The following is a 24,443-nucleotide window of genomic DNA, read 5'->3' as shown; positions in this document are numbered from 1 at the left end:
GCGCCGACGCCCGGAGCGGACGGCGTGCGCCCGGGCCGGGGTGGCGTACGGCACACTGCCCGCCATGCGCCACTCGCTCCACGAGGCCGAGCACGAGGACTTCCGGCAGACGGTCCGCACGTTCCTGGAGAAGAACGTCGCGCCGTTCCACGACCGGTGGGAGCGCGAGGGGATCGTCCCGCGCGACGTGTGGCTCGCCGGCGGTGAGCAGGGCCTGCTCGGGATGGACATCGAGGAGCGGTTCGGCGGCGGCGGGGTGCGGGACTTCCGCTACAACGCCGTCCTCGACGAGGAGGTCACCCGGATCGGCGCCAGCGGCCTGGGCTTCGGCCTGCACAACGACGTCGTCTCGCCCTACCTGCGCGACCTGTGCACCGAGGAGCAGGCGCAGCGCTGGCTGCCCGGCTTCTGCCGCGGCGAGCTGATCACCGCGATCGCGATGACCGAGCCGGGCACCGGCAGCGACCTGCAGTCGATCCGCACCACGGCCCACCGCGACGGCGACTCCTGGGTGCTCAGCGGCGCCAAGACCTTCATCACCAACGGCATCAACGCCGACCTGGTGATCGTGGTGGCGCGCACCGACCCCGACGCCCCCGGCGCCAAGAGCACCAGCCTGCTCGTCGTCGAGCGGGACATGCCCGGGTTCACCCGCGGCCGCAACCTCGACAAGGTCGGCCTCAAGGCGCAGGACACCGCCGAGCTGTTCTTCGACGAGGTGCGGGTGCCGGCGGAGAACCTGCTCGGCACGGAGAACCGCGGCTTCGCCCACCTCATGGAGAACCTGCCGCAGGAGCGGCTGTCGATCGCCGTGGGTGCGGTGGCCGCCTGCGAGACGGTGCTCGCCCGGACCCTCGAGTACGTGACCAGTCGGACCGCCTTCGGCCGGCCGGTCGGCAGCTTCCAGAACAGCCGGTTCGTCCTCGCCGAGCTGCACACCGAGACGACGGTCGCGCGGACGTTCGTCGACGAGTGCGTGCGGCAGCTGGGCACCGGCGAGCTGACCGCCGTCGACGCGGCGATGGCCAAGTACTGGACCAGCGAGCTGCAGAACAAGGTCGCCGACCGCTGCCTGCAGCTGCACGGCGGCTACGGCTACATGGACGAGTACCCGGTGTCCAAGGCCTGGCGCGACGCCCGGGTGCAGTCGATCTACGGCGGCACCAACGAGATCATGCGCGAGATCATCGGCCGGTCGCTGGGGCTGTGACGACGCAGGCGGCCGTCGACGTCGGCCGGGTGCAGCGGCGCAGCGTCGCCGTCCTCTCCGGCGCGGTCGCGCTCGGCGGCCTCGGCGTCACCGTCGGGATCACCGTCGGCGGGCTGCTCGCGCGGGAGGTGTCCGGCAGTGACGCCGCCGCGGGGCTCGGGCAGACGATGGGCGTGTTCGGCGCCGCGGTGCTCGCCGTCCCGCTCGCCCTGGTGTCCGACCGGGCCGGGCGGCGGGCGGGGCTGGCCGCCGGGTACGCCGTCGCCGTCGGCGGCGCGGTGGTCACCGTCGTCGCCGCGGCGCTGTCCTCGCTGCCGCTGCTGCTCGCCGGGCTGTTCGCCTTCGGCGCGGCGACCGCGTGCAGCCTGCAGGCGCGCTACGCCGCGGCCGACCTCGCCGTCCCCGAACGGCGCGGCCGCGCGCTGTCGCTGGTCGTCTGGGCGACCACGGTCGGCTCGGTCCTCGGCCCCAACCTCGCCGCGCCCGGCGCCGACCTCGGGCGCGCGCTCGGCCTGCCCGCGCTCGGAGGCGGCTTCGCCGTGTCCGCCGCCGTGTTCGCCGTCGTCACCGCCGGCCTGTGGCTCGCCCTGCGCCCGGACCCGCTGCTGCTGGCCCGCCGGCTCGCCGACGACGGCGGACCGGCGCCCGGCCGCCCGCGGCGGGCCACCCGGGGCGCGCTGGCCGCGGTGTGGGCCGACCCCGGCGGCCGGCTCGGCCTGGTCGCCGTCGTGGTCTCCCACGCGGTGATGGTCGGCGTCATGGTCATGACGCCGGTGCACATGGGTCACGCCGGCGGGCACGACGACGCGACGACGCTGCGGCTGGTGGGCGTGGTCATCAGCGTGCACGTGGCCGGCATGTACCTGTTCAGCCCGCTCGTCGGCTGGCTCGCCGACCGGGTGGGCCGGCGGGCGACGGTGGCGCTGGGCGGTGCGCTGCTCCTCGCCGCCGCGGGCGTGGCCGGGACGGCGCCGCCGGAGGCCGCCGGCCGGCTGGGCGTCGGCCTGCTGCTGCTCGGGCTGGGCTGGTCGTGCGGGCTGATCGCGGGCTCCACGCTGGTCACCGAGGCGGTGCCGGCGGAGGTGCGGCCCACCGCGCAGGGCGGCGCGGACCTGCTCATGGGCCTGGGCGCGGCGGTCGCCGGGGCCGTCGGCGGCCCGCTGCTGGCGCTGGGCGGCTTCGGCCTGGTCGCCGGGGTGTCCGCGGCGCTGGTGGTCCCGCTGGCGCTGGTCTGGCTGCGGCGCTGAGCGCTCGGCTGCTCAGTGGCCGCGCATGTTGCGCCACAGCATCACCAGCGTGATCAGCAGGCAGACCGCGATGCCGATCTCGAGGACGACGTCCCACGTCGCCGAGCCCGTGCTGGGGAACACGCCTCCAGCCTAGGCCGTCCTGTACCGTGAAGGCGGTTCACGGTGTAGGGGGTTCACGATGGTGGAGGCGCGGGTCGCGGCACTCGACCGGGTCCTGGAGGTCACCGTCCTGCTCGGGCGGGACATGGCGACGTCGCTGGCGGCCGAGGGGCTGACCGTCGCCCGCACGACGCTGCTGTGGCGGCTGCGCTCGGCCGGCCCTAGCACCCAGCGCGCGCTGGCCGACGCGCTCGGGGTCAGCGCCCGCAACGTCACGGGGCTGGTCGACGGGCTGGCCGCGGCCGGGCTGGTCACCCGCGAACCGCACCCCACCGACCGGCGGGCCACCCTGGTGACCCCCACCGCCCGCGCCGAGCGGCTGCTGGAGGAGATGGCGGCGGGGCAGGCGCAGCTCGCGGAGCAGCTGTTCGGCGGGTTGACGCCGGACCGCCTCGACGGGCTGGTGTCCGCCCTCGACGAGGTCCTCGACCGGCTGCGCGCCCTGGTCCCGGGAGGCGCGGCCGCGGGGGAGACCCCGTGACCGCCCGCGAGCTGGTGCGCCGTGCGGTGGCCTTCGAGCTCGGCACCTGGCGCAGCCTGTGGCGGTGGGTGCGCCGCCGTCCCGACGTGCCGGCCGGCGCCGACGCCTTCCCGTACGCCTCGGCGGCCGCGCCCGTGATGTGGACGTTCATCGTGCTGTCGGCGGTCGAGATCCCGCTGGTGGACTGGCTGCTGCCCTGGCCGTCGCTGCGCGTCGCGGTGGCGGTCCTCGGCGTCTACGGGCTGCTGTGGATGGTCGGGATGCTCGCCGGGCAGCGCGTGCACCCGCACACCGTCGACGCCGCGGGGCTGCGGGTGCGCAGCGGCTGGACCGTCGACGTCCGGGTGCCGTGGGAGGAGATCGCCGCCGCGCGCGTGCGGCGGCGCAGCGTCGAGGGCTCGCGCACGGTCGTCGTCGCGGAGGAGGGGGAGCGGCGCGCGGTGTCGGTCGCCGTCGTCGCCTCCACGCAGGTCGACGTCGAGCTGCGGACGCCGCTGGTGCTGCCGCTCGCCCGCACCGGCGGCCGCCCGGTGAGCGAGCTGCGGCTGGCCGCCGACGACCCGGCGGCGCTGGTCCGGCGGCTGCGGACGGGGATCGCCGACCACGCGGCCGCCACGGCCGGCGGGGACGCGCGCTAGCGTCGGGGACGTGCGCCTGCAGGAGTTCTGGTCCCGGCTGGAGACCCAGTTCGGGTCGATGCGGGCGGAGAGCGTCGCGCGCGACCACGTGTTCTCCGTGCTCGGGGGCCGCTCGGCGGTCGAGGCGATCGAGGCCGGGGTGCCGGTGCGCCGCGTGTGGCTGGCGATCTGCGAGGAGTACGACGTCCCCGCACGGGACCGCTGAGCCCGCCGGCGTACTCCGCGCGGAGTAGCCGCCCGCGCCGGGGTGCCTCCTGCCGGCCGACGCGCCGGGGCCGCCGCCGTCCCTAGCGTCGGCGGCGTGATCGAGATCCGCGGACTGACCAAGCGCTACGGCGATCGCACGGCCGTCGACGACCTCACCGTGACCATCCGCCCCGGCCGGGTGACCGGCTTCCTCGGCCCCAACGGCGCCGGGAAGTCGACGACGATGCGCGTCGTCGTCGGCCTCGACCGGCCGACCGCCGGCACCGTGCTGGTCGACGGCCGCCGCTACGCCGACCTCCCGGCCCCGCTGCGCGCCGTCGGTGCCCTGCTCGAGGCCCGCTCCGCCCACCCGGGGCGCACCGCGCGCGACCACCTGCGCCTCCTCGCGGCCACGGCCGGCCTGCCGCGGTCGCGGGTCGACGTCGTCCTCGACCTCGCCGGCCTGGCGTCGGTCGCCGACCGGCGGGTCGGCGGCTTCTCGCTCGGCATGGGCCAGCGCCTCGGCGTCGCGACGGCGCTGCTCGGCGACCCGGCCACCGTCGTGCTCGACGAGCCGGTCAACGGCCTGGACCCCGACGGGGTGCTGTGGATCCGCACCCTCACCCGGCAGCTGGCGGCCGAGGGGCGGACCGTGCTCGTCTCCTCCCACCTCATGAGCGAGATGGCGGTGACCGCCGACCACCTGGTCGTCCTCGGCCGGGGTCGGCTGGTGGCCGACGAGCCGGTCGCCGACGTCCTGCAGCGGGCCGGCGGCTCGTCGGTACGGGTCCGCAGCCCGCGCCCCGCCGCGCTCGCGCCGCTGCTGGCCGGCGACGGCGTCGTCCTCTCCTCGCCCGAGCACGGGTTGATCGAGGTGCAGGGGCTCTCGGCCGCCGAGATCGGCGACCGGGCCGGCCGCGCCGGCATCACGCTGCACGAGCTGACCCCCGTGTCGGCCTCCCTCGAGGAGGCGTTCATGGACCTGACCCGCGAGGACCAGGAGTACCGCACGGACGCCCGGCAGGAGGCCCTGGCATGAGCACCGGCACGGCGAGCACCGGCACGGCGAGCACCGGCACGGCGAGCACCGGCACGGCGGGCACCGGCACCCTCGACGCGCGCCGCCCCCTCGTGGGCCCGGCTCCGCCCCGACCGGCCGGGGGCGGCGTGCGCGGCCTGCTCGCCGGGCAGTGGGTCGCCGTCCGGTCGCTGCGGACCACCTGGTGGTTGCTCGGCGGAGCCGCGCTCGCCCTGGTCCTGTTCGGCCTGCTGTTCACCGCGACGGCGGAGTCGGGTGGACCCGCGGGGCGGGGCGGCCCGCCCGGCCTGGACCTGGCCGACCCGGTCGCCCTGAGCCTCGGCGGCCACAACCTCGCCGGGCTCGTGGTCGGGGTGCTGGGCGTCCTGCTGGTCACCGGCGAGTACACCAGCGGCGCCGTGCGGGTCGTCTTCGCCGCGGTCCCGCAGCGCTGGCCGGTGCTGCTGGCCCGTGCCGTCGTGCTCGCCGCCCTGGCCCTGGTGACCACGTGCCTGGCCGCCCTGGCCGCCTTCCTCGTCGGCCAGGCCGTGCTGGGCGACGCCGGGGTGTCCCTCACCGACGCCGGGGTGGCGCGCACCGTCCTCGGTGCCGCGCTGTACGTGACGGCGATCGGGCTGCTGGGTTCCGGTCTGGGCTGGCTGCTGCGCTCCACCGGGGGCGCGATCGGCACGCTGTTCGCCGTCGTCTTCCTGCTGCCGGTGCTCGGCAGCCTGCTGCCCTCGAGCTGGGGCCCCGACGTCGTCCGGTGGCTGCCCGGACAGGCCGGGTCCAGCGTCGCGCAGCTCGTCACCGGACCCGACGAGCTCGCGCCGTGGACCGGCTTCGCGGTCCTCTGCGGCTACCTCGGGGTGCTGTTCGCGGCGGCGGTGGTGACGGTGCGCCGACGGGACGCGTGAGCTCCCGTCCCGGCCGCCGGGACGGCACGATGGCGCCCGTGGAGCCGGTGCGGGGGGCGGGCGGGTCGGTGGTGCGGACGGTGGGCCCGGTCGTCGGCGGCGCCCTCCTCTCCGTCGGCCCGCTCGTCCGCTTCGGTGGGCCGACCCCCGCCGAGGTCGCCGTCTCCCTCCTGCTCTGGGCGCTGGCGCTGGCCCGTGCCCGGGCACCGTTCGCCGCGCTCGTCGCCGGCGTGACGCTGGTGCTCGGCTGGTGGGCCTCGCACGGTCCGGAGCCCCGCGCCCTGCTGCCGGCCGGCGTCGTCGTGTGGTGGCTCCTGGTCTGGGTCGCCGACCGGTGTGAGCCGGTGCGCGTCGCCGCCGCCGTCGGGATCTGCCTGCTGGTCCCCCTGGCCGTGGGGGTCGCCGCGCTGGCCGGCCGCCCGGACGGCGCCGCCGTCGTCCCGCTCTCGGCGGTCACCGTGACCGCCGCCGTCGTCGGCCGCAGCCGGCGCACGCGCCGGGCCTACCTGCAGGCCCTGGAGGACCGCGCCGAGCGCGCCGAGCGGGAGCGGGACGCGCAGGCCCGCATCGCCGTCGTCGAGGAGCGCGCGCGGATCGCCCGCGACCTGCACGACGTCGTGGCCCACAACCTGTCGGTCATGACGGCGCTGGCCGACGGCGCCGGTTTCGCCCCCGGCACCGACCAGGCCCGCGCGGCCGTGGCGCAGATCGCCGCCACCGGCCGGGCGGCGCTCGCCGAGATGCACCGACTCGTGGGCGTGCTGCGCACCGACGGGGACCGGGCGGAGCTGACGCCGGCCCCCGGGCTGGCCGACGTCGGCACCGTCGTCGAGCAGGTGCGCGCCGCCGGCCTGCCCACGGTGCTCACCGTCGCCGGGGACCCGGTCCCGCTCACCGCCGGGGCCCAGCTCGCGGTCCACCGGCTGGTGCAGGAGGCGCTGACCAACGTGCTGCGCCACGCCCGCGGCGCCCGGTCGGCCACGGTGCGCCTGGACTGGCACCCGGCCGAGCTGACCGTCGAGGTCGTCGACGACGGCGCGCCCGCCGCGGCAGCCCCCGGCCGGGGCGGCCACGGCCTGGTGGGCATGCGCGAGCGCGTGACGGCGTGGGACGGGTCGGTCACCGCCGGGCCGCTGCCCGGGGGCGGCTGGCGGGTCGCGGCGGTCCTCCCGCTGGCGGCGGTGCGTGCTGGAGGGGACGGGTCCCCGGTGGCGGCCCCGTGACCACACGGGTCCTCCTCGTCGACGACGAGCCGCTGGTCCGCGTCGGCCTGTCGATGGTGCTGGAGTCGCAGGAGGACCTCACCGTCGTCGGCCAGGCGGGCGACGGCGCCGGGGCGGTCGCCCTGGCCCGCGAGCTGCGCCCCGACGTCGTCGTCATGGACGTGCGGATGCCCGGTGTCGACGGCGTCGAGGCGACCCGCCGCATCGTGGCCGAGGACCTGCCCAGCCGGGTCCTCGTGCTCACCACCTTCGACCTCGACGAGCACGCGTTCGCGGCGCTGCGGGCCGGCGCCAGCGCCTTCCTGCTCAAGAACGCCGAGCCGACCGAGCTGCTGCGCGCCGTCCGCGCCGTCGCCGCCGGGGACGCGGTGGTCTCCCCCCGGGTGACCCGCCGGCTGCTGGAGACCCTCGCCCACCGGCTGCCCGGCGGGACGCCGCCCGACCCCCGGGTCGCGCTGCTCACCGAGCGGGAGCTCGAGGTCCTGCGCGCGGTGGCCCGCGGGGAGTCCAACGCCGAGATCGCCGAGGCGCTGGTGCTGTCGGAGCTGACCGTGAAGACCCACGTCGCCCGGATCCTGGGCAAGCTGGAGGTGCGCGACCGCACCCAGGCGGCGGTGTTCGCACACACCCGCGGGCTGGTCTGACCCGACACCGGTCGGCGCCTGTCCGCGGTGCTCGACTCGAACACGTGTTCGCCCTACAGTGACGGGTGGGTCCACAGGGAGGTCGTCCCTCCACAGGTCGAGTCGGTCACCGGAAAGTGTCAGACCCCCGGCCTAGCGTTCCCCTCCGACACCGCATCGACTCCACGACACGCGACTTCCCGAAGGTGAGCACCATGGCAACGCTCGACCGCGACAAGGCCCTCGACATGGCCCTCGCCCAGATCGACAAGCAGTTCGGCAAGGGCTCGGTCATGCGCCTGGGCGACAGCACCGCGCAGGCGATCAAGGTCATCCCGACCGGCTCGATCGCCCTCGACATCGCGCTCGGCATCGGCGGCCTGCCCCGCGGCCGCATCATCGAGGTCTACGGCCCGGAGGCCTCCGGCAAGACCACGGTCGCCCTGCACGCGGTGGCCAACGCCCAGGCCGCCGGCGGCATCGCGGCCTTCATCGACGCCGAGCATGCGCTCGACCCGGAGTACGCCCGGGCCATCGGCGTCGACACCGACGCGCTGCTGGTCAGCCAGCCCGACACCGGTGAGCAGGCCCTCGAGATCGCCGACATGCTGATCCGCTCCGGCGCGCTCGACATCATCGTCATCGACTCCGTGGCGGCCCTCGTGCCCCGCGCCGAGATCGAGGGCGAGATGGGTGACAGCCACGTCGGTCTGCAGGCCCGCCTCATGAGCCAGGCGCTGCGGAAGATCACCGGTGCGCTGAACAACTCGGGCACCACCGCGATCTTCATCAACCAGCTGCGCGAGAAGGTCGGCATCGTCTACGGCTCGCCCGAGGTGACCACCGGTGGCCGCGCGCTGAAGTTCTACTCGTCGGTCCGCCTGGACGTCCGCCGGATCGAGACCCTCAAGCAGGGCACCGAGGCCGTCGGCAGCCGGGTCCGCGTCAAGGTCGTCAAGAACAAGGTCGCCGCGCCGTTCAAGCAGGCCGAGCTCGACCTGCTGTGGGGCGTCGGGTTCAGCCGCGAGGGCGGCCTCATCGACGCCGGCGTCGAGCAGGGCTTCATCCGCAAGTCCGGTGCCTGGTACACGTACGAGGGCGACCAGCTCGGCCAGGGCAAGGAGAACGTCCGCACGTTCCTCCGCGACAACCCCGACCTCGCCGACGAGATCGAGAAGAAGGTCAAGGAGAAGCTGGGCATCGGCCCGCAGGTCGACGCCCCGGCCGCTGACCCGGTCGACTTCTGAGCGACCTCGTGACCGGCTGGTCCGGCCCGGCTCCCGAGGAGGCCGGGCCCGAGCAGGCCGATCGCCCCGCAGGCCGCCGCGGCCGGGGAGCCCGCCAGCCGGGCTCCCCGGGCCGGGGTGGGCGCGGGCGGCGGCGGTCCGGGCCGTCCCCTGACCCGGACGGCCCGGCCGCCGCCGGTGCGGGAACCGCACCCGTCCCCTGGGACCGCGACGCCGACGACCCGGGGGACCCGGAGTCGGTGGCCCGGGCCATCTGCCTGCGGGCCCTGACCGGCGCGGCCAGGACCCGCCGGCAGCTGGCCGACCTGCTCGAGCGCCGCGGCGTCCCGGAGGAGGCCGCGACCGCGGTCCTCGACCGGTTCGGCGACGTCGGGCTCATCGACGACGCCGCCTTCGCCCGCGCGTGGGTGAGCTCCCGGCAGGCCGGCCGCGGCCTGGCCCGGCGGGCGCTGCGGGCCGAGCTGCGCGCCAAGGGCGTCGACGGCGAGGACGCCGAGCAGGCCCTCGCGCAGGTCGACGAGGAGGACGAGCGGGCCGCCGCCCGCCACCTGGTGGAGCGCCGGCTCCCGGCGCTGCGCCGGGTGGACCGGGTCACCGCCACCCGCCGGCTGGTCGGGATGCTCGCGCGCAAGGGCTACAACGGCGGCCTGGCCGCGGGCGTGGTGCGCGAGGTCATGGACGAGACCGGCTTCGGCACCGACACCGACGAGGACTCCGCGGGCTGGGACGACGCCGACCTCTGACGGGCCCGTCCCCGTCCGTCCACGGAACGACAGCGGCCGGCCGCCCTCGGGGCGTCCGGCCGCTGTCCGTCCGGCCGCTGTCCGTCCGGCCGCTGTCCGTCCGGCCGCTGTCCGTCCGGAGTGGGGTCAGCCCGCGAGCGGGGTGGCGACGGCGGGCACCGCCTCGGTCGCCGGCGCGTGCGCGGGCCCCGGGACCGCCTGGGCCCTCTGCAGCGGCATCGCCTGGGTCGGCAGGCCGGCCGCCGCGGGCCGGCCGGTCCACGCGGTGAGGTCCACGGCGACGCCGTCGGGCGCCTCGTCGTCGGCCACCAGCCACTCGCCCCCGTCGCTCACCCGGGCGGCCAGCCACTGCTGGATCTGCTGCTCGAACGTGCGGTCGGGCAGCACGGCCGGCCGGCTGACCGGGCCGAGGAAGGTCAGGTCGCGCTCGCTGCCGTCGGCGGCGCGCAGCACCACCCGGCAGCGGGCCCGCCGGTGCCGGGCCGGCGGCACGGCCTCGCGGACCACGGCGGTCTGGGCACCGGCGGCGACGGCGAACTGCACGGCGGCCGCGCGCAGGCGGTTCACGAAGTCCTGGGCGACGTCGACCTGTCCCTCGGGCAGGCGCACCACCGAGGGCAGCGGCGGCACGGCGGGGCGGAGAGCGGTGTCCACGGGTCCCCTCTCGGCAGCCCCGCCGCGCGGGCTGACCACCCGCGCGCCCCGGGTGCGCGGCGGGGCGGACGGGACGCCGCGTGACCGTTCCGTGTCCCGCGGCCCCCGGGTCAGACCGGCCCGCCGCCCCCGCCCATCTGCACGTCGGCGGGCAGCTCGACGTCCTTGGCCGCGGCCGCCTTCGTGTTCCGCCGGGTGCGCTTCTCCACGTACCTGGCCAGCCAGGACAGCAGCACGTTGACCACGATGTAGATCACCGCGGCGGCCACGTACAGCTGGAACGTGTAGGTGTTGCCGAAGGAGAAGGCGAAGAACTCCACCAGGCTCCGGGCGGTCCGCAGCAGTTCGACGTAGCCGACGATGAAGCCCAGCGACGAGTCCTTGAGCAGCACCACCAGCTGGGCCACCAGCACCGGCAGCATCCGCCGCACCGCCTGGGGCAGCAGGACCAGGGTCATGACCTGCGTCTTGCGCATGCCGAGGGCGAAGGCCGCCTCCCGCTGCCCGCGGTCCACCGACAGGATGCCGGCGCGGAAGATCTCGGCCAGCACGGCCATGTTGTAGAGCGTCAGGCCGAGGACCAGCGCGCGGAACGCGGTCATCGGGACGCCGACGGTCGGCAGGAACAGCAGGCAGAACAGGATCAGGATCAGCAGCGGCACGGCGCGGAAGAACTCGATCACCACACCGACCGGGGCCCGCACCCAGGCGTGGTCGGACAGCCGCCCCACGGCGAGCAGCGCGCCGAGCAGGGTGGCCAGCACCATGCCGACGGCGGCCGCGGCGATGGTGTTGACCAGGCCCTCCCACAGCGCCTGCGGCACCCCGGACGCCGGGTCGAACAGGATGGCCCAGCGGTCGGGCTCGAGCTGGCCGTTGACGCCCAGGCGCCACAGCGCCCACCCGACGAGGGCCGCGATGACCAGCGCGCCGACGACGGTGCCGATCCGCTGGCGACGGCGGGCCTGCGGGCCGGGCAGGTCGAACAGGACGGTGCTGCTCATCGGACGATCGCCACCCGGTTCTCGACCACCCGGATCAGCCAGGCGGAGGGCAGTGTGATGACCAGGTAGCCGGCGACGACCGCGGCGAACACGGCGAGCAGCTGGTCGGCGTTGGTGTTGGCCAGCCGCTGCAGGGCGGCGGTCAGGTCCGTCACCGCGAAGCCGGCGGCGATCGAGGTGTTCTTCGCCAGCGCGATCCACACGTTGCCCAGCGGCGGCACCACGGTGCGGAAGGCCTGGGGGAGCACCACCTGGCGCAGCGACTGGCCGAAGGTCAGGCCCAGCGCGCGGGCGGCCTCCGCCTGCCCCGGCGGGACGGCGTTGATGCCCGAGCGCAGCGCCTCGCAGACGAACGCGGCGGTGTAGAGCGACAGCGCGGCGACGGCGGTGACGAACCGGCTCGGGAACTGCAGGTCGATCTGCACGATGCCGAAGGCGAGGAAGAAGAACACCACCGTCAGCGGGGTGTTGCGGAAGACCTCGACGTAGAAGGTCGCCAGCCCGCGCAGCGGCGGGACGGGGCTCACCCGCATGCCCGCGAGCACGGTGCCGAGCACCAGGGCGCACACGCCACTGACGACGGCGAGGGAGAGCGTCGTCAGGAACGCGCTCCACAACAGGTCGGAGTTGTCGCTGAGGAACTGCACCGCGCCCTCGAGAGGTCGGGGACGGGGCGACGCCGCCGGGCGGGAGCCCGCCCGGCGGCGTCGCGTCCGTCCGGGTCGAGTGGGATCAGTACCGGTCGACCGTCGGCGGCTCGGGGGCCTCCTCGCCGGTGATGGAGCCGGCGGTGCGGTCCCACGCGTCGGCCCAGCGGCCGTCCTCGAAGGACTCCTCGAGGACGTCGTTGATGAAGTTGCGGAAGTCCGTGTCACCGAGCTCGAGCCCGATGCCGTAGGGCTCCTCGGTGAACGGGTTGCCCACCAGCTCGAAGGCGCCGTCGCTGCCGGCGACCAGGCCGGTGAGGATGACGTTGTCCGTCGTCACCGCCTGCACGTTGCCGTTGCGCAGGTCGTCGGCGCACTTGGAGTAGACGTCGTAGGTGACCAGCTGGGCCTGCGGGTAGTTGTCCCGGATGTTCTGCGCGGGCGTCGAGCCCTCGACCGAGCACACGGTCTTCCCGGCCAGGTCGTCGGGGCCCTCGATGCCCTCGGGGTTGCCCTCGGCGACCATGATGTCCTGGCCCGCGATGTAGTACGGCCCGGCGAAGTCCACGACCTGCTTGCGGGCGTCGTTGATCGTGTAGGTGGCCACGACCATGTCGACCTGGCCGTTCTGGATGAACGGCTCCCGGTTGGCCGACACCGTCTCGGTCCAGGTGATGCCGTCCTCCGGGATGCCCAGCTCGGCCGCGACGATCTTGGCGATCTCGACGTCGAAGCCCTCGGGGTCCCCGGTCTGCGGGTTGAGCAGGCCGAAGCCGGGCTGGTCGAACTTGGTGCCGATGGTGATGGCACCGGCCTCGTTGAGCTCGGCCATCGTCGTGCCGGCCTCGAACTCGACGTCCTCCTGGACCTCGGCGGTGTTCTCGGCCGACTCCTCGGCCTGGGTGCCCGCCTCGCTGGAGCAGGCGGCCAGGGCCAGGCCGAGGGTGGCCAGGGCCGCGAGCCGTCGGGTGCTGCGCATGGGGTGTCCTCCCGGGTGGGTCAGTGGTTGAGGATCTTGGACAGGAAGTCGCGGGCCCGCTCCGAGCGCGGGCTGGTGAAGAAGGTCTCCGGGTCGGCGGACTCGACGATCCGGCCGCCGTCCATGAACACCACCCGGTTGGCCGCCCGGCGGGCGAAGCCCATCTCGTGGGTGACGACGACCATCGTCATGCCCTCGCGGGCCAGCGAGGTCATGACGTCGAGGACCTCGTTGATCATCTCGGGGTCGAGGGCCGACGTCGGCTCGTCGAAGAGGATGACCTTGGGGTCCATGGCCAGCGCGCGGGCGATGGCCACGCGCTGCTGCTGGCCGCCCGACAGCTGGGCGGGGTACTTGTCGGCCTGGTGCCCGACGCCGACCCGGTCGAGCAGCTCGCGCGCCCGCCGCTCGGCGTCGGCCTTCGGCATCCGGCGCACGCGCGTCGGGGCGAGGGTGACGTTCTCGAGGATCGTCTTGTGGGCGAAGAGGTTGAAGCTCTGGAAGACCATGCCGACGTCGCTGCGCAGCCGGGCGAGCGCCTTGCCCTCCTCGGGCAGCTTCTCGCCGTCGATGCGGATCTCGCCCTGCTGGATGGCCTCCAGCCGGTTGATCGCGCGGCACAGCGTCGACTTGCCCGACCCGGACGGCCCGATGACCACGACGACCTCGCCGCGGTCGATCGAGAGGTCGATGTCCTGCAGGACGTGCAGGTCACCGAACCACTTGTTGACGCCGGTCAGCTGGACGAGAGGTCCTCCGGCGAGCTGGCTGGTCACGTCCGGAACCCTAGGGCCGTGAGCAGGTGCCGACGCCCCGGGGGCGTCACGGTCGAGTAACGAAGGCGGTGACGCCGTGTGACCGGTGTCGCGCCGTACCCTCGCAGGCGTCATGGGAACCGAGGTCGCCAGCCCGCCGCGCACCTACCGGGTGCGCACCTACGGGTGCCAGATGAACGTGCACGACTCCGAGCGGCTGTCCGGGCTGCTGGAGGCCGCCGGCTACGCGGCGGCGCCCGAGGGCGAGGACGCCGACGTCGTCGTGCTCAACACCTGCGCCGTGCGGGAGAACGCCGACAACCGCCTCTACGGCAACCTCGGCCACCTGCGCCCGGTGAAGGACGCGCACCCGGGCATGCAGATCGCCGTCGGCGGGTGCCTGGCGCAGAAGGACCGCGGCGAGATCGTGCAGCGGGCGCCGTGGGTCGACGTCGTCTTCGGGACGCACAACGTCGGGTCGCTGCCGGCGCTGCTGGAGCGGGCCCGGCACAACGCCGAGGCGCAGGTGGAGATCGCCGAGGCGCTCGAGGTCTTCCCCTCGACGCTGCCGGCCAAGCGGGACTCCGCCTACTCCGGGTGGGTGTCGATCAGCGTCGGCTGCAACAACACCTGCACGTTCTGCATCGTCCCGGCGCTGCGCGGCAAGGAGAAGGACCGCCGGCCGGGCGAGATCCTGGCCGAGGTGCAGGCGCTGGTCGACCAGGGCGTGCTCGAGGTGACCCTGCTCGGGCAGAACGTCAACGCCTACGGCGTCGAGTTCCGGGACCGGGGCGCGTTCGCCGACCTGCTGCGCGCCGCCGGCCGGATCGAGGGCCTGGAGCGGCTCCGGTTCACCAGCCCGCACCCGCGGGAGTTCACCGACGACGTCATCGAGGCGATGGCCGAGACGCCGGCGGTGTGCCACCAGCTGCACATGCCGCTGCAGTCGGGGTCCGACGACGTGCTGCGCCGGATGCGCCGCGGCTACCGGCAGGACCGCTACCTCGGGATCATCGACCGGGTCCGCGCCGCCATGCCGGACGCCGCGATCACCACGGACATCATCGTCGGGTTCCCCGGCGAGACCGAGGCCGACTTCGAGCAGACCCTCGAGGTGGTGCGGCGGGCCCGCTTCGCGAGCGCGTTCACCTTCCAGTACTCCAAGCGTCCCGGGACGCCGGCCGCCACGATGGACGGCCAGCTGCCCAAGGAGGTCGTGCAGGAGCGCTACCTGCGGCTGACCGCGCTGCAGGACGAGATCAGCTGGGCGGAGAACCGCGCGCAGGTCGGCCGCACGGTGGAGCTGCTGGCCGCCGCGGGGGAGGGCAGCAAGGACGCCCGCACCGGCCGGATGAGCGGCCGCGCCCGCGACGGGCGGCTGGTGCACTTCGCCGGCGGCGAGGGCGTGCGCCCCGGTGACGTCGTCGCGACCGTCGTCACCGCGGCCGCGCCGCACCACCTGGTCGCCGACGGCCCGCTGCTGTCGCACCGCCGCACCCGCGCCGGCGACGCGCACGAGGCCGGTACCCGCCCGACCACGCCCGGCGTGCTGCTCGGCATGCCGCGCATCGGCGCACCCGCCTGACACGGGAGGGGCCCGCCCGGATCCCCGGGCGGGCCCCTCCCGTGTGCGGACGGTCAGCGGCGGGAGGACCGTTCGGCCTCGGCCAGCCACTCGCGGCGGGTCTCCAGGTCCGCCCGCGCCCGGGAGATCCGCTTCGCGTCCCCGGAGGCCTCGGCCTTGGCCAGCTGCTCCTCGGCCTTGGTGACGGCGGCCCGCATCGAGGCGACCATCGGGTTCTCCGGCGCGGTGCGCACCCGGCCGGCGTCCGCGGCGCCGCGGACCCGCTGCTCGACGGCCTGCATGCGGTCCTCCAGCGAGCGCATCGCGCCGCGCGGCACGTGGCCGATGGCGTCGTAGCGCTCCTGGATCCGGCGCAGCGCGGCCTGGGCGCCGCGCAGGTCGGTCGACGGGTCGAGCTTCTCGGCCTCGGCCAGCAGCTCCTCCTTCGCCTGCTGGTTGGCCAGCTGCTCGGAGTTGCGCGCCTTGTCCGACTCCGCGCGGGCGGTGAAGAAGACGTCCTGCGCGGCGCGGAACTGCTTCCACAGGTCGTCGTCGCCGTCGCGGCCGGTGCGCGGCACCGCCTTCCAGCGGTCCATGAGCGACCGCATCGCGGCGCTGGTCGGGCCCCAGTCGGTCGACGTCGACAGCCGCTGCGCCTCGGCGATGAGCTCCTGCTTGGCCGCGCGCGCCTCGCCGCGCTGGGCGTCGAGGGCGGCGAAGTGCGCGCCGCGGCGGCGGCCGAAGGCGTCCCGGGCGGCCGCGAAGCGCGACCACAGCGCCTCGTCGGTCTTCCGGTCGATCCCGCGGATGGTCTTCCACTCCTCGACGATCGCCTTGAGCCGGTCGCCGGCGGCCTTCCACGACGTCGACTCCGCGGCGATCTGCTCCGCCTCGGCGGCCAGCGCCTCCTTGCGGGCGACCTGCGCGGCGCGGGCGGCGGCCTTCTCGGCGCGCGACTCGGCGGCGGCGGAGTCGGCGGTGTCGACCATCGCGCGGGCGCGGGCGGCCAGCCCGTCGAGGTCGCCGACGGCGGTGGCCGCGGGGATGGTGTCGGCCAGCGCCTGCGCCTTGGCCTTGATCTCGTTCGGGTTGCCGGTGTGCGCCTTCAGCCGGGCCTCGAGCAGCCCGACCTCGGTCGCCAGGTCGTCGTAGCGGCGGGCGAAGTGCGCCAGGCCCGCGGCCGGGTCGCCGGCCTGCCAGGAGCCGACCGCGCGCTCGCCGTCGGCGGTGCGCACGTAGACGGTCCCGTCCTCGTCGACCCGGCCCCACTGCGCGGGGTCCGACGCCGCCTCGGCGGCCGGCGCGGTCACCACCCCGGCGGGCGGCGCGGCCTCGGGGGTGACGGCCTCGTCGGTGGCGGTCTCCGGGGCGGCGGTCTCGGGGGTCGTGGTCTCGGGGGTCGCGGTCTCGGCGGCGGGGGTCTCGGCGGCGGGGGCCTCGGCCTCGGGAGCGCTCCCGCCCGCCGCCGGGTCGGCCAGCGCCGCCGCGTCGGGGGTGGGCGCGGCGGGCGTCCCGGCCTCCGGGGTGACCGCGTCGGGACCCGCCGTCTCGGGCGTGGGGACCTGCTGCGACCCGTCTCCGGGGTTCGTCGTGCTCGACACGCACCGCAGTGTCCCACGCCGCATCGGCGAGACTGCTCCGGTGAGCAGCAGTCCCGCCGCAGCCGTCCCGGTCGCGTTCTGCCCGTGCCCGCCGCTGCTGCTCCCCGAGGTCGCCGGACGGGCCGCCGCGGACACCGCCGCGCTGCGTGCCGCGTGCACCGACGCGGTCGCCGCGCTGGTGGCGGCCGCACCGGGCCCGGTGGTCGTCGTCGGCCCCGACGCGGAGGGCCGGCACGGCCCGGGCGACGCCGGGGACCTGCGCGGGTTCGGCGTGGACGTCGAGGTGCCGCTGGACGGGGAGGTGCGGCCCGGCGGCCGGCGGTTGCCGCTGTCGCTGACCGTCGGCGCGTGGCTGCTGCGCCGCGCCGGGCACCCCGGCCCGCGCGTCGGCGTCGGCCCCGGCGACCTCGCCGCCGCCGTCGCGGAGCTGCCCGGTGCCGGCCTGCTGGTCATGGGCGACGGCTCCGCGCGCCGCAGCGAGAAGGCGCCCGGCCACCTCGACCCCGCCGCCGCGCCCTTCGACGCCGCCGTCGCCGAGGCCCTGGCCGCGGGGGACGCCGACGCGCTCGCCGCGGTGGACCCGGACGAGGGGGAACGGCTGCTGGCGGCCGGCGTGCCGGCCTGGCGGGCGGCCGGCGCGCTGCTGGCCGGCCGGGACGTCGCCGCCGAGCTGCGCTTCGACGACGCCCCGTTCGGCGTGGGCTACCTCGTGGCGTCCTGGACGGCCGCCGGGACCACACCGTGACGCCGCCCGTCGTCGCCGTCGTGGGGCCGACGGCGACCGGCAAGACCGCGCTCGCGGTGACGCTGGCGCAGCGGCTCGGCGGCGAGGTGGTCAACGCCGACTCGATGCAGCTCTACCGCGGCATGGACATCGGCACCGCCAAGCCCGACCTCGCCGAGCGGCAGGGCGTGCCGCACCACCTGCTCGACGTCTGGTCCGTGCGGCAGGCGGCGTCGGTGGCCGAGTACGCGCGGCTGGCGCGGGCGGAGGTGGACCGGCTGCGGGCGCGCGGGGTGCTGCCGCTGCTGGTCGGCGGGTCGGGGCTGTACGTGCGCGCCGTCCTCGACGACCTCGACATCCCCGGCACCGACCCCGCCGTGCGGGCCCGGCTGCAGGCGGAGCTGGAGGAGTCCGGCCCCGCCGCGCTGCACGCCCGGCTGGCCGCGGTCGACCCCGCCGCCGCGGCGGCGGTCCTGCCGTCGAACGGGAGGCGGATCGTGCGCGCGCTGGAGGTCGTGGAGATCACCGGCCGGCCGTTCCGCGCGACGCTGCCCGAGCCGCGGCCGCACTACCCGGCGGTGGTCGTCGGCCTGGACCGCGAGCCCGCCGAGCTCGACGAGCGGGTCGCCGCCCGGGTGGACCGGATGTGGGCCGCCGGGTTCGTCGCCGAGGTCGAGGCACTGGTGGCCGAGGGCCTGCGCGAGGGTCCCACCGCCTCCCGGGCGCTGGGCTACGCGCAGGTCCTCGCCCAGCTCGACGGCGCGCTCACGCCCGCCGAGGCGCGCGAGCGGACGGTGGGCACCACCCGCCGCTTCGTCCGCCGGCAGCGCTCCTGGTTCCGCCGGGACGCGGCGACGACGTGGTTCGACGCCGCCCGCCCCGACCTCGCCGACGCCGTCGGGACGCTGCTCGCCGGCCGTACGATCGGGCGGTGAGCGACCGGTTCCTCCTCGGGCACGGCACCGAGAACGACTTCGTCGTCCTGCCCGACCCCGACGGGGACCGCTGGCCCGAGGACCGCCTCGACGCCGCCCTCGTGCAGCGGCTGTGCGAGCGCCGCGCCGGCCTCGGCGGCGACGGCGTCCTGCGGGTCGTGCGCAGCCGGCACGTGCCCGACGCGGCCGCCGTCCTCGGCGACGCCCTCGACGCCTGCGAGTGGTTCATGGACCACCGCAACGCCGACGGCTCACACGCGGAGATGTGCGGCAACGGCATCCGGCTGTTCCTGCACGCGCTGGTCACCGAGGGCCTGCTCGACCGCGCCGCCTGCGCCGACGGCGTGCTGGTCGGCACCCGGGGCGGCCCGCGGCGGGTCGGCGCGGGCGCCGACGGCACCTACTGGGTCGACATGGGCCCGGCCCGGCCGTTCGGCCGCGGCGAGGCCACCGTCGGCGGCCAGGCGTTCCCCGGTCAGGCGGTGTCGATGGGCAACCCCCACCTGGTCTGCCTGACCGACGCCGACCTCGACGCCCTGGACCTCGGCCGGCAGCCGGGCTTCGACACCGGCCTGTTCCCCGAGGGCGTCAACGTCGAGTTCGTGCGGGTGCTCGCGAGCCCGGCCGAGGGCGCCGACGCGCACGTGCGGCTGCGGGTGCACGAGCGCGGGGTGGGGGAGACCCGCTCCTGCGGCACCGGCGCCTGCGCCACGGCGTACGCGGCGCTGGCGGCCGGCGCGGACGACGCCGCGGTGCGCGGCACCGTCGTCGTCGACGTCCCCGGCGGCCGGCTCACGGTGGACGTCTCCCCGGAGACGACGGTGCTGCGCGGTCCCGCCGTCGTCGTCGCCTCCGGCGAGCTGACCCGGGAGTGGCTCGGCGCCTGACTAGGGGTTGTCCGGGGTGTCGGCGCGGGTCTCGGGCTCGTCGGTCGGCGCCTCGGGCTTGTCGCCGGGGCCCACGTTGCCGGTGCCGCGCGGCTTGCCGGCCCCGGTGTCCTGGTCGGCGCCGCCGAAGGGGTTGCGCGGCACCTCGAGGCCGACGGGGTCGCGGCCGGGGTCGTCGGTGCCGGCGTCGCTGCTGGTGCTCACGGGAGTTCCTCCTCGGCTGTGGTGTCCGTCCCGCCCTACCCGCCTCCCGGCGGGATGCACCTGACCCGTTCCGGTGTTGTAGGGGGCGTATGACGACTGCAGAGACGACAACCCAGGTGACCGGCGTGGCCTCGCGTGTCACGCTGGACGTGATGACGACCGCCCCCGAGAGCACCCCGCTCGACGACGACACGCTCGCCGAGACCCGTCCCGCGCCGGCCGGCCAGTGGGACGAGGACGACGACACCACCGGCTCCTACGCCCTGGAGGCCCGTGGCGCGCTGCGCCGCGTCGCCGGGCTGTCCACCGAGCTCGCCGACGTCACCGAGGTCGAGTACCGGCAGCTGCGCCTCGAGCGCGTGGTGCTCGTCGGTGTGTGGACCGAGGGCACCCAGGCCGACGCCGACCGCTCGCTGGCCGAGCTCGCCGCCCTGGCTGAGACCGCGGGCTCCCAGGTCCTCGAGGCGGTGAGCCAGCGGCGGGACAAGCCCGACGCCGGCACCTACGTGGGCTCGGGCAAGGCGAACGAGATCCGCGACATCGTGGCCGCGACCGGTGCCGACACCGTGATCTGCGACGGCGAGCTGACCCCCGGCCAGCTCAACGCGCTGGAGAAGATCCTCAAGGTCAAGGTGGTCGACCGGACCGCGCTGATCCTCGACATCTTCGCCCAGCACGCCACCAGCCGGGAGGGCAAGGCCCAGGTCGAGCTGGCGCAGATGCAGTACATGCTGCCGCGCCTGCGCGGGTGGGGTGAGTCGATGTCCCGGCAGGCCGGTGGGCGTGTCGCCGGCGGTGGCGGCATCGGTACCCGCGGCCCCGGTGAGACCAAGATCGAGACCGACCGGCGGCGGATCCGGTCCCGGATGAGCAAGCTGCGCCGGGAGATCACCGGCATGGCCACCGCCCGGGTCACCCAGCGGCAGTCCCGCAGCCGCAACGCCGTCCCGAGCGTGGCGATCGCCGGGTACACCAACGCCGGCAAGTCCAGCCTGCTCAACCGGCTGACCGGCGCGGGCGTGCTCGTGGAGAACGCGCTGTTCGCCACGCTGGACCCGACGGTGCGCCGCGCCATGACGCCCGACGGCCGTGAGTTCACGCTCACCGACACGGTCGGCTTCGTGCGGCACCTGCCGCACCAGCTCGTCGACGCCTTCCGCTCCACGCTGGAGGAGGTGGCCGGCGCCGACCTGCTGCTGCACGTCGTCGACGGCTCCGACCCCGACCCGCTCGGCCAGATCGACGCGGTGCACGTGGTGCTGCGGGAGATCGACGCCGCGGCGGTGCCCGAGCTGATCGTCGTCAACAAGGTCGACGCCATGACCGAGGACGACGTGCTGACCCTGCGCCGGGCGCTGCCCGGTGCCGTCTGGGTCTCCGCGCGCACCGGTGAGGGCCTCGAGCAGCTGCGCGAGGTCGTGGCCGCCCGGCTGCCGCACCCGGACGTCGAGGTCGAGGTGCTCGTGCCCTACGACCGCGGCGACCTGGTCGCCCGCGTGCACCGCGACGGCGAGGTGCTCAGCGAGGAGCACGAGGCCGCCGGCACCCGGCTGACCGCCCGCGTCGACGGCGGGCTGGCCGCCGCGCTCGAGCGGTTCGCCGTCCCGGTCGGCTGACCGCCCCTGCACCCAGGGCCGCCCGGGTGCCCGGCTCCGCGCCGGGTGCCCGGGCGGCTCGCCGTTCCGGCCCGCCGAGGTCACGGACGGGTCACGGCCCGGTACCGTGATCCGGTGACCAGCGGCGTGGTGCGGCGCACTCCCGGCGCGCCGGCCGGGCGCCCGGAGCGGGCCGCCCGGCCGCCCGCCGTGGTGGGTGCCGGCCGCCCGCCGTGGTGGCTGCTGGTCGTCGCGTTCGCGGTCACCGTCGGGGTGACCGTCGACCTGCTCAGCCGCGGGGTGCTCGAGCGGCTGGACCTCGAGGTCTCCGAGGTGGTCAGCGCCTGGGACCTGCGGAACTCCCCGGCCTACTGGCCGGTCTGGGCGGTCACCCAGATCGGCGGCCGCGGGACGATCCTCATCGTGCTCGCCGCCCTGGTCGGCTGGCTGTGCCTGCGGGAACGGACGCTGCTGCCGCTGGTGCGGGTGGTCACGGCGCTGGCGCTGCTCACCGTCGTCGTCTACGCGTTCAAGTTCGGCACCGGCCGCACCGCGCCCGCCTATCCCGGCTCCTTCTTCCACCGCGACGGCGCCAGCTACCCCTCCGGGCACGTGGCCAACGCCGTGCTCATGTGGGGCGTGGCGCGCTGGCAGGCGGTCGAGTACAGGCTCGGGCCGCGGGTGCAGCGCACGCTGTGGTGGCTGGCCGTCGTCGGGCCGGTGGCCACCGGGATCGCGATGGTCTCGCTGGACTTCCACTGGGTCACCGACGCCGTGGTGGGCGCGGCCGTCGGGCTGCTGCTGCTGGGCGTGGTTCACGCACTCGACGCGCTGGTGCTGTCACGCTGGGCGAGTGCCCGAGCCGGCCGCCCGTCCGCGTAGCGCCGCCCGGCGGGCACCGGCCGTCCTGCTGACCGCGGGCCTGCTCGCCCTCCCGGCGGCCCCGGCCGCCGCCGAGGAGCCGGCCGCCCCGTCGGTCCGCTGCCAGGTGACCGACCCGCGGCTGGCCGAGCTCTCCGGCCTCGTCGACGTCGGCGACCGGATGCTCGCCGTGGTCGACGGCGGGGACCAGGTGGCGGTGTACGTGCTCGACGACGCGTGCCAGGTGGTCGACGTGACCACCGCGCCCGTGGACCCCTACGACCCCGAGGACCTCGGCGTCGGTCCCGACGGCACCGTGTGGCTGGCCGACACCGGCGACAACACCACGGTCCGGACGACGGTCGCGCTCGTCGCGCTGCGCCCCGACGGCGGGACGGCGTTGTACCGGCTGACCTATCCCGACGGCCCGCACGACGCCGAGGCGCTGCTGCTGGCCCCCGACGGCACCCCGTACGTGGTGACCAAGGAGGTGCTCGGGGCCAGCCACGTCTACCGGCCCGCCGCTCCGCTGGTCGACGGCGGCACGGTCGCGCTGGCCGACGTCGGCACGGTCGCGTTCACGCTCACCGGCACGCCGGGCGGTCCCGTGGGCCGGGCCGGTCAGCTGCTGGTCACCGGCGGGGCGGTCGCCCGCGACGGCAGCCGCATCGCGCTGCGCACGTACACCGACGCCTACGTCTGGCCGCTGACCGGTGCCGACGTCCCGGGGGCGCTGGCCGGCGAGCCGGTGCGGATCGCGCTGCCCGAGGCACCGCAGGGGGAGGCGGTGTCGTTCACCGCGGACGGCAGCGCGCTGCTGGTGGCGGGCGAGGGCGTGCCCGGGGACGTCACCGCGGTACCGGTCCCGGCGGGGTCCGCGCCGCCCGCGCCGGCAGGGTCCGACGCCGCCGACGTCTCACCGTCGGCGCTGCTCGGCGGGGACTCCACGGGCCTCTCGCCGGTGACCGCGGGCGTGGCCGCCGCCGTCGTCGCGACCGCGCTGGTGTGGATCGGCGGGCGGCTGCGCCGCCGCCGGTCCGGTGGTCCGCCCGCCGGCGCCTGAGCTCCGGCGCCGGCGGGGGACCTGCGGCTCAGACCCGCCGCAGGACCGTGACGACGCGGCCGAGGATGGTGGCCTCGTCGCCGGGGATCGGCTCGTAGGCCGGGTTGTGCGGCAGCAGCCAGACGTGCCCGTCGCGGCGCTTGTAGGTCTTCACGGTGGCCTCGCCGTCGAGCATCGCGGCGACGATCTCGCCGTTCTCGGCGGTGGGCTGCTGGCGGACGACCACCCAGTCGCCGTCGCAGATGGCCGCGTCGACCATCGAGTCACCGGCGACGCGCAGCATGAACAGCGTGCCCTCGCCGACGAGCTCGCGGGGCAGCGGGAAGACGTCCTCGACGGCCTGCTCGGCGAGCACCGGGCCACCGGCCGCGATCCGCCCGACCAGCGGCACGTAGGTCGGGGCGGCCGAGCCGTCGGCGGCCGCGGCGGGTGCCGCCGGGGCGGCCTCGCCCGGGGTCTCGCCGGGCAGCCGCACGTCGAGCGCGCGGGGCCGGTTGGGGTCGCGCCGCAGCCAGCCCTTCTTCTGCAGCACCGACAGCTGGTGGGCGACCGACGACGCCGACGACAGGCCGACCGCCTCGCCGATCTCGCGGACCGAGGGCGGGTAGCCCCGCCGCTCGATCGAGTCGCGGATGACCTCGAGGACCCGGCGCTGGCGCTGGGTCAGGCCGTCGCCGGCCTCACCGCGGTCGGGGAACGTGCGCACGGCGCCCGTGCCGTCCACGCCGGCGCCGCGCTCCGCGGCCGGACGGCGGGTCGCCGTGCCGCCGCCCCGGGTGCCCTGGCCGGTCCCGCTCGTGCCCGCCACGTCTCCTCCTCGCCGGCCGCGTCCCCGCGGCCCGTCCGTCGCCCTCCCGGCCCGGGGCCGGTCGGCGGGCGGTGCGCCCGCACGGACCGTAGCGCGCCGGCGCCGCAGGTTCAAACGTGTGTTCGAAGGACACGCCGCGCCGCTCTCGCACTCGTCGGACCCGTGCGGTAGACATCCGGACAGACGTTCGATCGAACACGCGTTCGATGCGGTCGACCTGATCAGGAGGAGCGGTCATGGGCAGCGTGCGGCAGGCAGTGCTCGAGTTCGACGCGGCGGTCCGGGTCCCGTGGCGGCCGCCGCTCCGCGGGGAGGGCGTGACCGCGCCCGGCGGCGCGCGCCGGCCCGCGTCCCCGGGTGGCGCCGACCGGCCGGCGCAGCGCGCCGCCCTGCCGGGCTCCGGTCCCCGCGTCACCGGGCACCTGCGGCCGGTGCCCGACCGTCCCGCCACGGCTCCCGCGCGCACC

General features: G+C 76.1%; 27 protein-coding genes. 19 read left to right on the top strand and 8 right to left on the bottom strand.

What is annotated here, in order from left to right; all coding sequences use genetic code 11:
• Positions 1 to 64 precede the first annotated feature (64 nt).
• From ACFO3M_RS21175 to ACFO3M_RS21125, 11 genes are all read left to right on the top strand, one after another.
• Positions 65 to 1,210, top strand: coding sequence for an acyl-CoA dehydrogenase family protein (locus ACFO3M_RS21175; protein WP_387993696.1), 1,146 nt, complete (start codon positions 65 to 67; stop codon positions 1,208 to 1,210).
• Entirely contained in the window at positions 1,207 to 2,457 is a 1,251-nt protein-coding gene (locus tag ACFO3M_RS21170) for an MFS transporter (protein ID WP_387993694.1), read from the top strand. Before ACFO3M_RS21175 ends, ACFO3M_RS21170 begins: the two co-directional genes overlap by 4 nt.
• A 181-nt stretch (positions 2,458 to 2,638) precedes the next feature.
• Positions 2,639 to 3,100 (top strand): MarR family winged helix-turn-helix transcriptional regulator, encoded by a 462-nt coding sequence (locus tag ACFO3M_RS21165; protein ID WP_387993691.1) that lies wholly within the window; start codon positions 2,639 to 2,641, stop codon positions 3,098 to 3,100.
• Complete coding sequence (locus tag ACFO3M_RS21160; RefSeq protein ID WP_387993689.1) at positions 3,097 to 3,738, top strand: hypothetical protein; 642 nt, start codon at positions 3,097 to 3,099, stop codon at positions 3,736 to 3,738. Before ACFO3M_RS21165 ends, ACFO3M_RS21160 begins: the two co-directional genes overlap by 4 nt.
• A gap of 10 nt (positions 3,739 to 3,748) precedes the next feature.
• Positions 3,749 to 3,943, top strand: a complete 195-nt coding sequence (locus ACFO3M_RS21155; RefSeq protein ID WP_387993686.1) for a DUF3046 domain-containing protein — start codon at positions 3,749 to 3,751, stop codon at positions 3,941 to 3,943.
• A gap of 96 nt (positions 3,944 to 4,039) precedes the next feature.
• Positions 4,040 to 4,963, top strand: coding sequence for an ATP-binding cassette domain-containing protein (locus tag ACFO3M_RS21150; RefSeq protein ID WP_387993684.1), 924 nt, complete (start codon positions 4,040 to 4,042; stop codon positions 4,961 to 4,963).
• Positions 4,960 to 5,859: a hypothetical protein gene (locus ACFO3M_RS21145; RefSeq protein ID WP_387993681.1), complete on the top strand. Its 900-nt coding sequence runs from the start codon at positions 4,960 to 4,962 to the stop codon at positions 5,857 to 5,859. Before ACFO3M_RS21150 ends, ACFO3M_RS21145 begins: the two co-directional genes overlap by 4 nt.
• Positions 5,860 to 5,897: 38 nt before the next feature.
• Positions 5,898 to 7,082: a sensor histidine kinase gene (locus tag ACFO3M_RS21140; protein WP_387993678.1), complete on the top strand. Its 1,185-nt coding sequence runs from the start codon at positions 5,898 to 5,900 to the stop codon at positions 7,080 to 7,082.
• Positions 7,079 to 7,726 (top strand): response regulator, encoded by a 648-nt coding sequence (locus tag ACFO3M_RS21135; RefSeq protein ID WP_387993676.1) that lies wholly within the window; start codon positions 7,079 to 7,081, stop codon positions 7,724 to 7,726. Before ACFO3M_RS21140 ends, ACFO3M_RS21135 begins: the two co-directional genes overlap by 4 nt.
• A 194-nt stretch (positions 7,727 to 7,920) precedes the next feature.
• Positions 7,921 to 8,952: a recombinase RecA gene (gene recA / locus ACFO3M_RS21130; RefSeq protein WP_387993673.1), complete on the top strand. Its 1,032-nt coding sequence runs from the start codon at positions 7,921 to 7,923 to the stop codon at positions 8,950 to 8,952.
• A gap of 239 nt (positions 8,953 to 9,191) precedes the next feature.
• A complete protein-coding gene (locus tag ACFO3M_RS21125; RefSeq protein ID WP_387993671.1) occupies positions 9,192 to 9,695 on the top strand; it encodes a regulatory protein RecX in 504 nt (167 codons plus the stop codon).
• Between the two features lie 126 nt (positions 9,696 to 9,821).
• Here ACFO3M_RS21125 and ACFO3M_RS21120 read toward each other — a convergent pair whose 3' ends face one another.
• From ACFO3M_RS21120 to ACFO3M_RS21100, 5 genes are all read right to left on the bottom strand, one after another.
• Complete coding sequence (locus ACFO3M_RS21120; protein ID WP_387993668.1) at positions 9,822 to 10,349, bottom strand: hypothetical protein; 528 nt, start codon at positions 10,347 to 10,349, stop codon at positions 9,822 to 9,824.
• A gap of 110 nt (positions 10,350 to 10,459) precedes the next feature.
• Positions 10,460 to 11,353, bottom strand: a complete 894-nt coding sequence (locus ACFO3M_RS21115) for an amino acid ABC transporter permease (protein ID WP_387993665.1) — start codon at positions 11,351 to 11,353, stop codon at positions 10,460 to 10,462.
• Positions 11,350 to 12,000 (bottom strand): amino acid ABC transporter permease, encoded by a 651-nt coding sequence (locus ACFO3M_RS21110; protein WP_387993663.1) that lies wholly within the window; start codon positions 11,998 to 12,000, stop codon positions 11,350 to 11,352. The genes ACFO3M_RS21115 and ACFO3M_RS21110 overlap by 4 nt, the downstream gene beginning before the upstream one ends.
• 85 nt (positions 12,001 to 12,085) lie before the next feature.
• Positions 12,086 to 12,979 (bottom strand): glutamate ABC transporter substrate-binding protein, encoded by an 894-nt coding sequence (locus ACFO3M_RS21105; protein WP_387993660.1) that lies wholly within the window; start codon positions 12,977 to 12,979, stop codon positions 12,086 to 12,088.
• Positions 12,980 to 12,999: 20 nt separating this feature from the next.
• Positions 13,000 to 13,755: an amino acid ABC transporter ATP-binding protein gene (locus ACFO3M_RS21100; protein ID WP_387993657.1), complete on the bottom strand. Its 756-nt coding sequence runs from the start codon at positions 13,753 to 13,755 to the stop codon at positions 13,000 to 13,002.
• A gap of 112 nt (positions 13,756 to 13,867) precedes the next feature.
• Here ACFO3M_RS21100 and miaB point away from each other — a divergent pair, with 112 nt between their 5' ends.
• Positions 13,868 to 15,319 (top strand): tRNA (N6-isopentenyl adenosine(37)-C2)-methylthiotransferase MiaB, encoded by a 1,452-nt coding sequence (gene miaB / locus ACFO3M_RS21095; protein ID WP_387993654.1) that lies wholly within the window; start codon positions 13,868 to 13,870, stop codon positions 15,317 to 15,319.
• Positions 15,320 to 15,372: 53 nt separating this feature from the next.
• Here miaB and ACFO3M_RS21090 read toward each other — a convergent pair whose 3' ends face one another.
• A complete protein-coding gene (locus ACFO3M_RS21090) occupies positions 15,373 to 16,899 on the bottom strand; it encodes a DUF349 domain-containing protein (protein WP_387993651.1) in 1,527 nt (508 codons plus the stop codon).
• Between the two features lie 40 nt (positions 16,900 to 16,939).
• On the opposite strand from ACFO3M_RS21090, the gene ACFO3M_RS21085 reads away from it, so the two are divergent.
• From ACFO3M_RS21085 to dapF, 3 genes are read left to right on the top strand one after another with little or no spacing between them, the layout of a single operon-like run.
• Positions 16,940 to 17,644, top strand: coding sequence for a class III extradiol ring-cleavage dioxygenase family protein (locus ACFO3M_RS21085; RefSeq protein ID WP_387993649.1), 705 nt, complete (start codon positions 16,940 to 16,942; stop codon positions 17,642 to 17,644).
• On the top strand, positions 17,641 to 18,558 hold the full coding sequence (gene miaA, locus ACFO3M_RS21080) for a tRNA (adenosine(37)-N6)-dimethylallyltransferase MiaA (RefSeq protein ID WP_387993647.1): 918 nt from the start codon (positions 17,641 to 17,643) through the stop codon (positions 18,556 to 18,558). Before ACFO3M_RS21085 ends, miaA begins: the two co-directional genes overlap by 4 nt.
• Positions 18,555 to 19,445, top strand: a complete 891-nt coding sequence (gene dapF / locus ACFO3M_RS21075; RefSeq protein ID WP_387993645.1) for a diaminopimelate epimerase — start codon at positions 18,555 to 18,557, stop codon at positions 19,443 to 19,445. Before miaA ends, dapF begins: the two co-directional genes overlap by 4 nt.
• Here the strand turns inward: dapF and ACFO3M_RS21070 are convergent, their stop codons facing one another.
• Positions 19,446 to 19,649, bottom strand: coding sequence for a hypothetical protein (locus ACFO3M_RS21070; protein ID WP_387993642.1), 204 nt, complete (start codon positions 19,647 to 19,649; stop codon positions 19,446 to 19,448).
• Positions 19,650 to 19,774: 125 nt separating this feature from the next.
• Between ACFO3M_RS21070 and hflX the strand changes: the two genes are divergently transcribed.
• From hflX to ACFO3M_RS21055, 3 genes are all read left to right on the top strand, one after another.
• Positions 19,775 to 21,265 carry a GTPase HflX gene (gene hflX, locus ACFO3M_RS21065; protein WP_387993640.1) on the top strand — a complete coding sequence of 497 codons (1,491 nt, stop codon included), beginning with the start codon at positions 19,775 to 19,777 and terminating at the stop codon, positions 21,263 to 21,265.
• A 114-nt stretch (positions 21,266 to 21,379) separates the two neighbouring features.
• The gene (locus tag ACFO3M_RS21060) at positions 21,380 to 22,126 is read left to right on the top strand and encodes a phosphatase PAP2 family protein (protein ID WP_387993637.1); all 747 of its coding nucleotides are present in this window, start codon (positions 21,380 to 21,382) and stop codon (positions 22,124 to 22,126) included.
• Positions 22,098 to 23,168 (top strand): flagellar basal-body rod protein FlgG, encoded by a 1,071-nt coding sequence (locus tag ACFO3M_RS21055; RefSeq protein ID WP_387993634.1) that lies wholly within the window; start codon positions 22,098 to 22,100, stop codon positions 23,166 to 23,168. Before ACFO3M_RS21060 ends, ACFO3M_RS21055 begins: the two co-directional genes overlap by 29 nt.
• A gap of 28 nt (positions 23,169 to 23,196) precedes the next feature.
• Here ACFO3M_RS21055 and lexA read toward each other — a convergent pair whose 3' ends face one another.
• Positions 23,197 to 23,976 (bottom strand): transcriptional repressor LexA, encoded by a 780-nt coding sequence (gene lexA, locus ACFO3M_RS21050; protein WP_387993631.1) that lies wholly within the window; start codon positions 23,974 to 23,976, stop codon positions 23,197 to 23,199.
• A 236-nt stretch (positions 23,977 to 24,212) separates the two neighbouring features.
• On the opposite strand from lexA, the gene ACFO3M_RS21045 reads away from it, so the two are divergent.
• A partial coding sequence (locus ACFO3M_RS21045; protein ID WP_387993628.1) for a hypothetical protein occupies positions 24,213 to 24,443 on the top strand: 231 nt, incomplete at its 3' end.

The sequence above is a fragment of the Geodermatophilus arenarius genome, from assembly GCF_042654585.1.
GTDB classification, from domain to species: domain Bacteria; phylum Actinomycetota; class Actinomycetes; order Mycobacteriales; family Geodermatophilaceae; genus Geodermatophilus; species Geodermatophilus arenarius.
The sequence above is the reverse complement of the archived record's forward strand: the minus strand, read 5'-3'. Positions and strand labels throughout refer to the sequence as shown.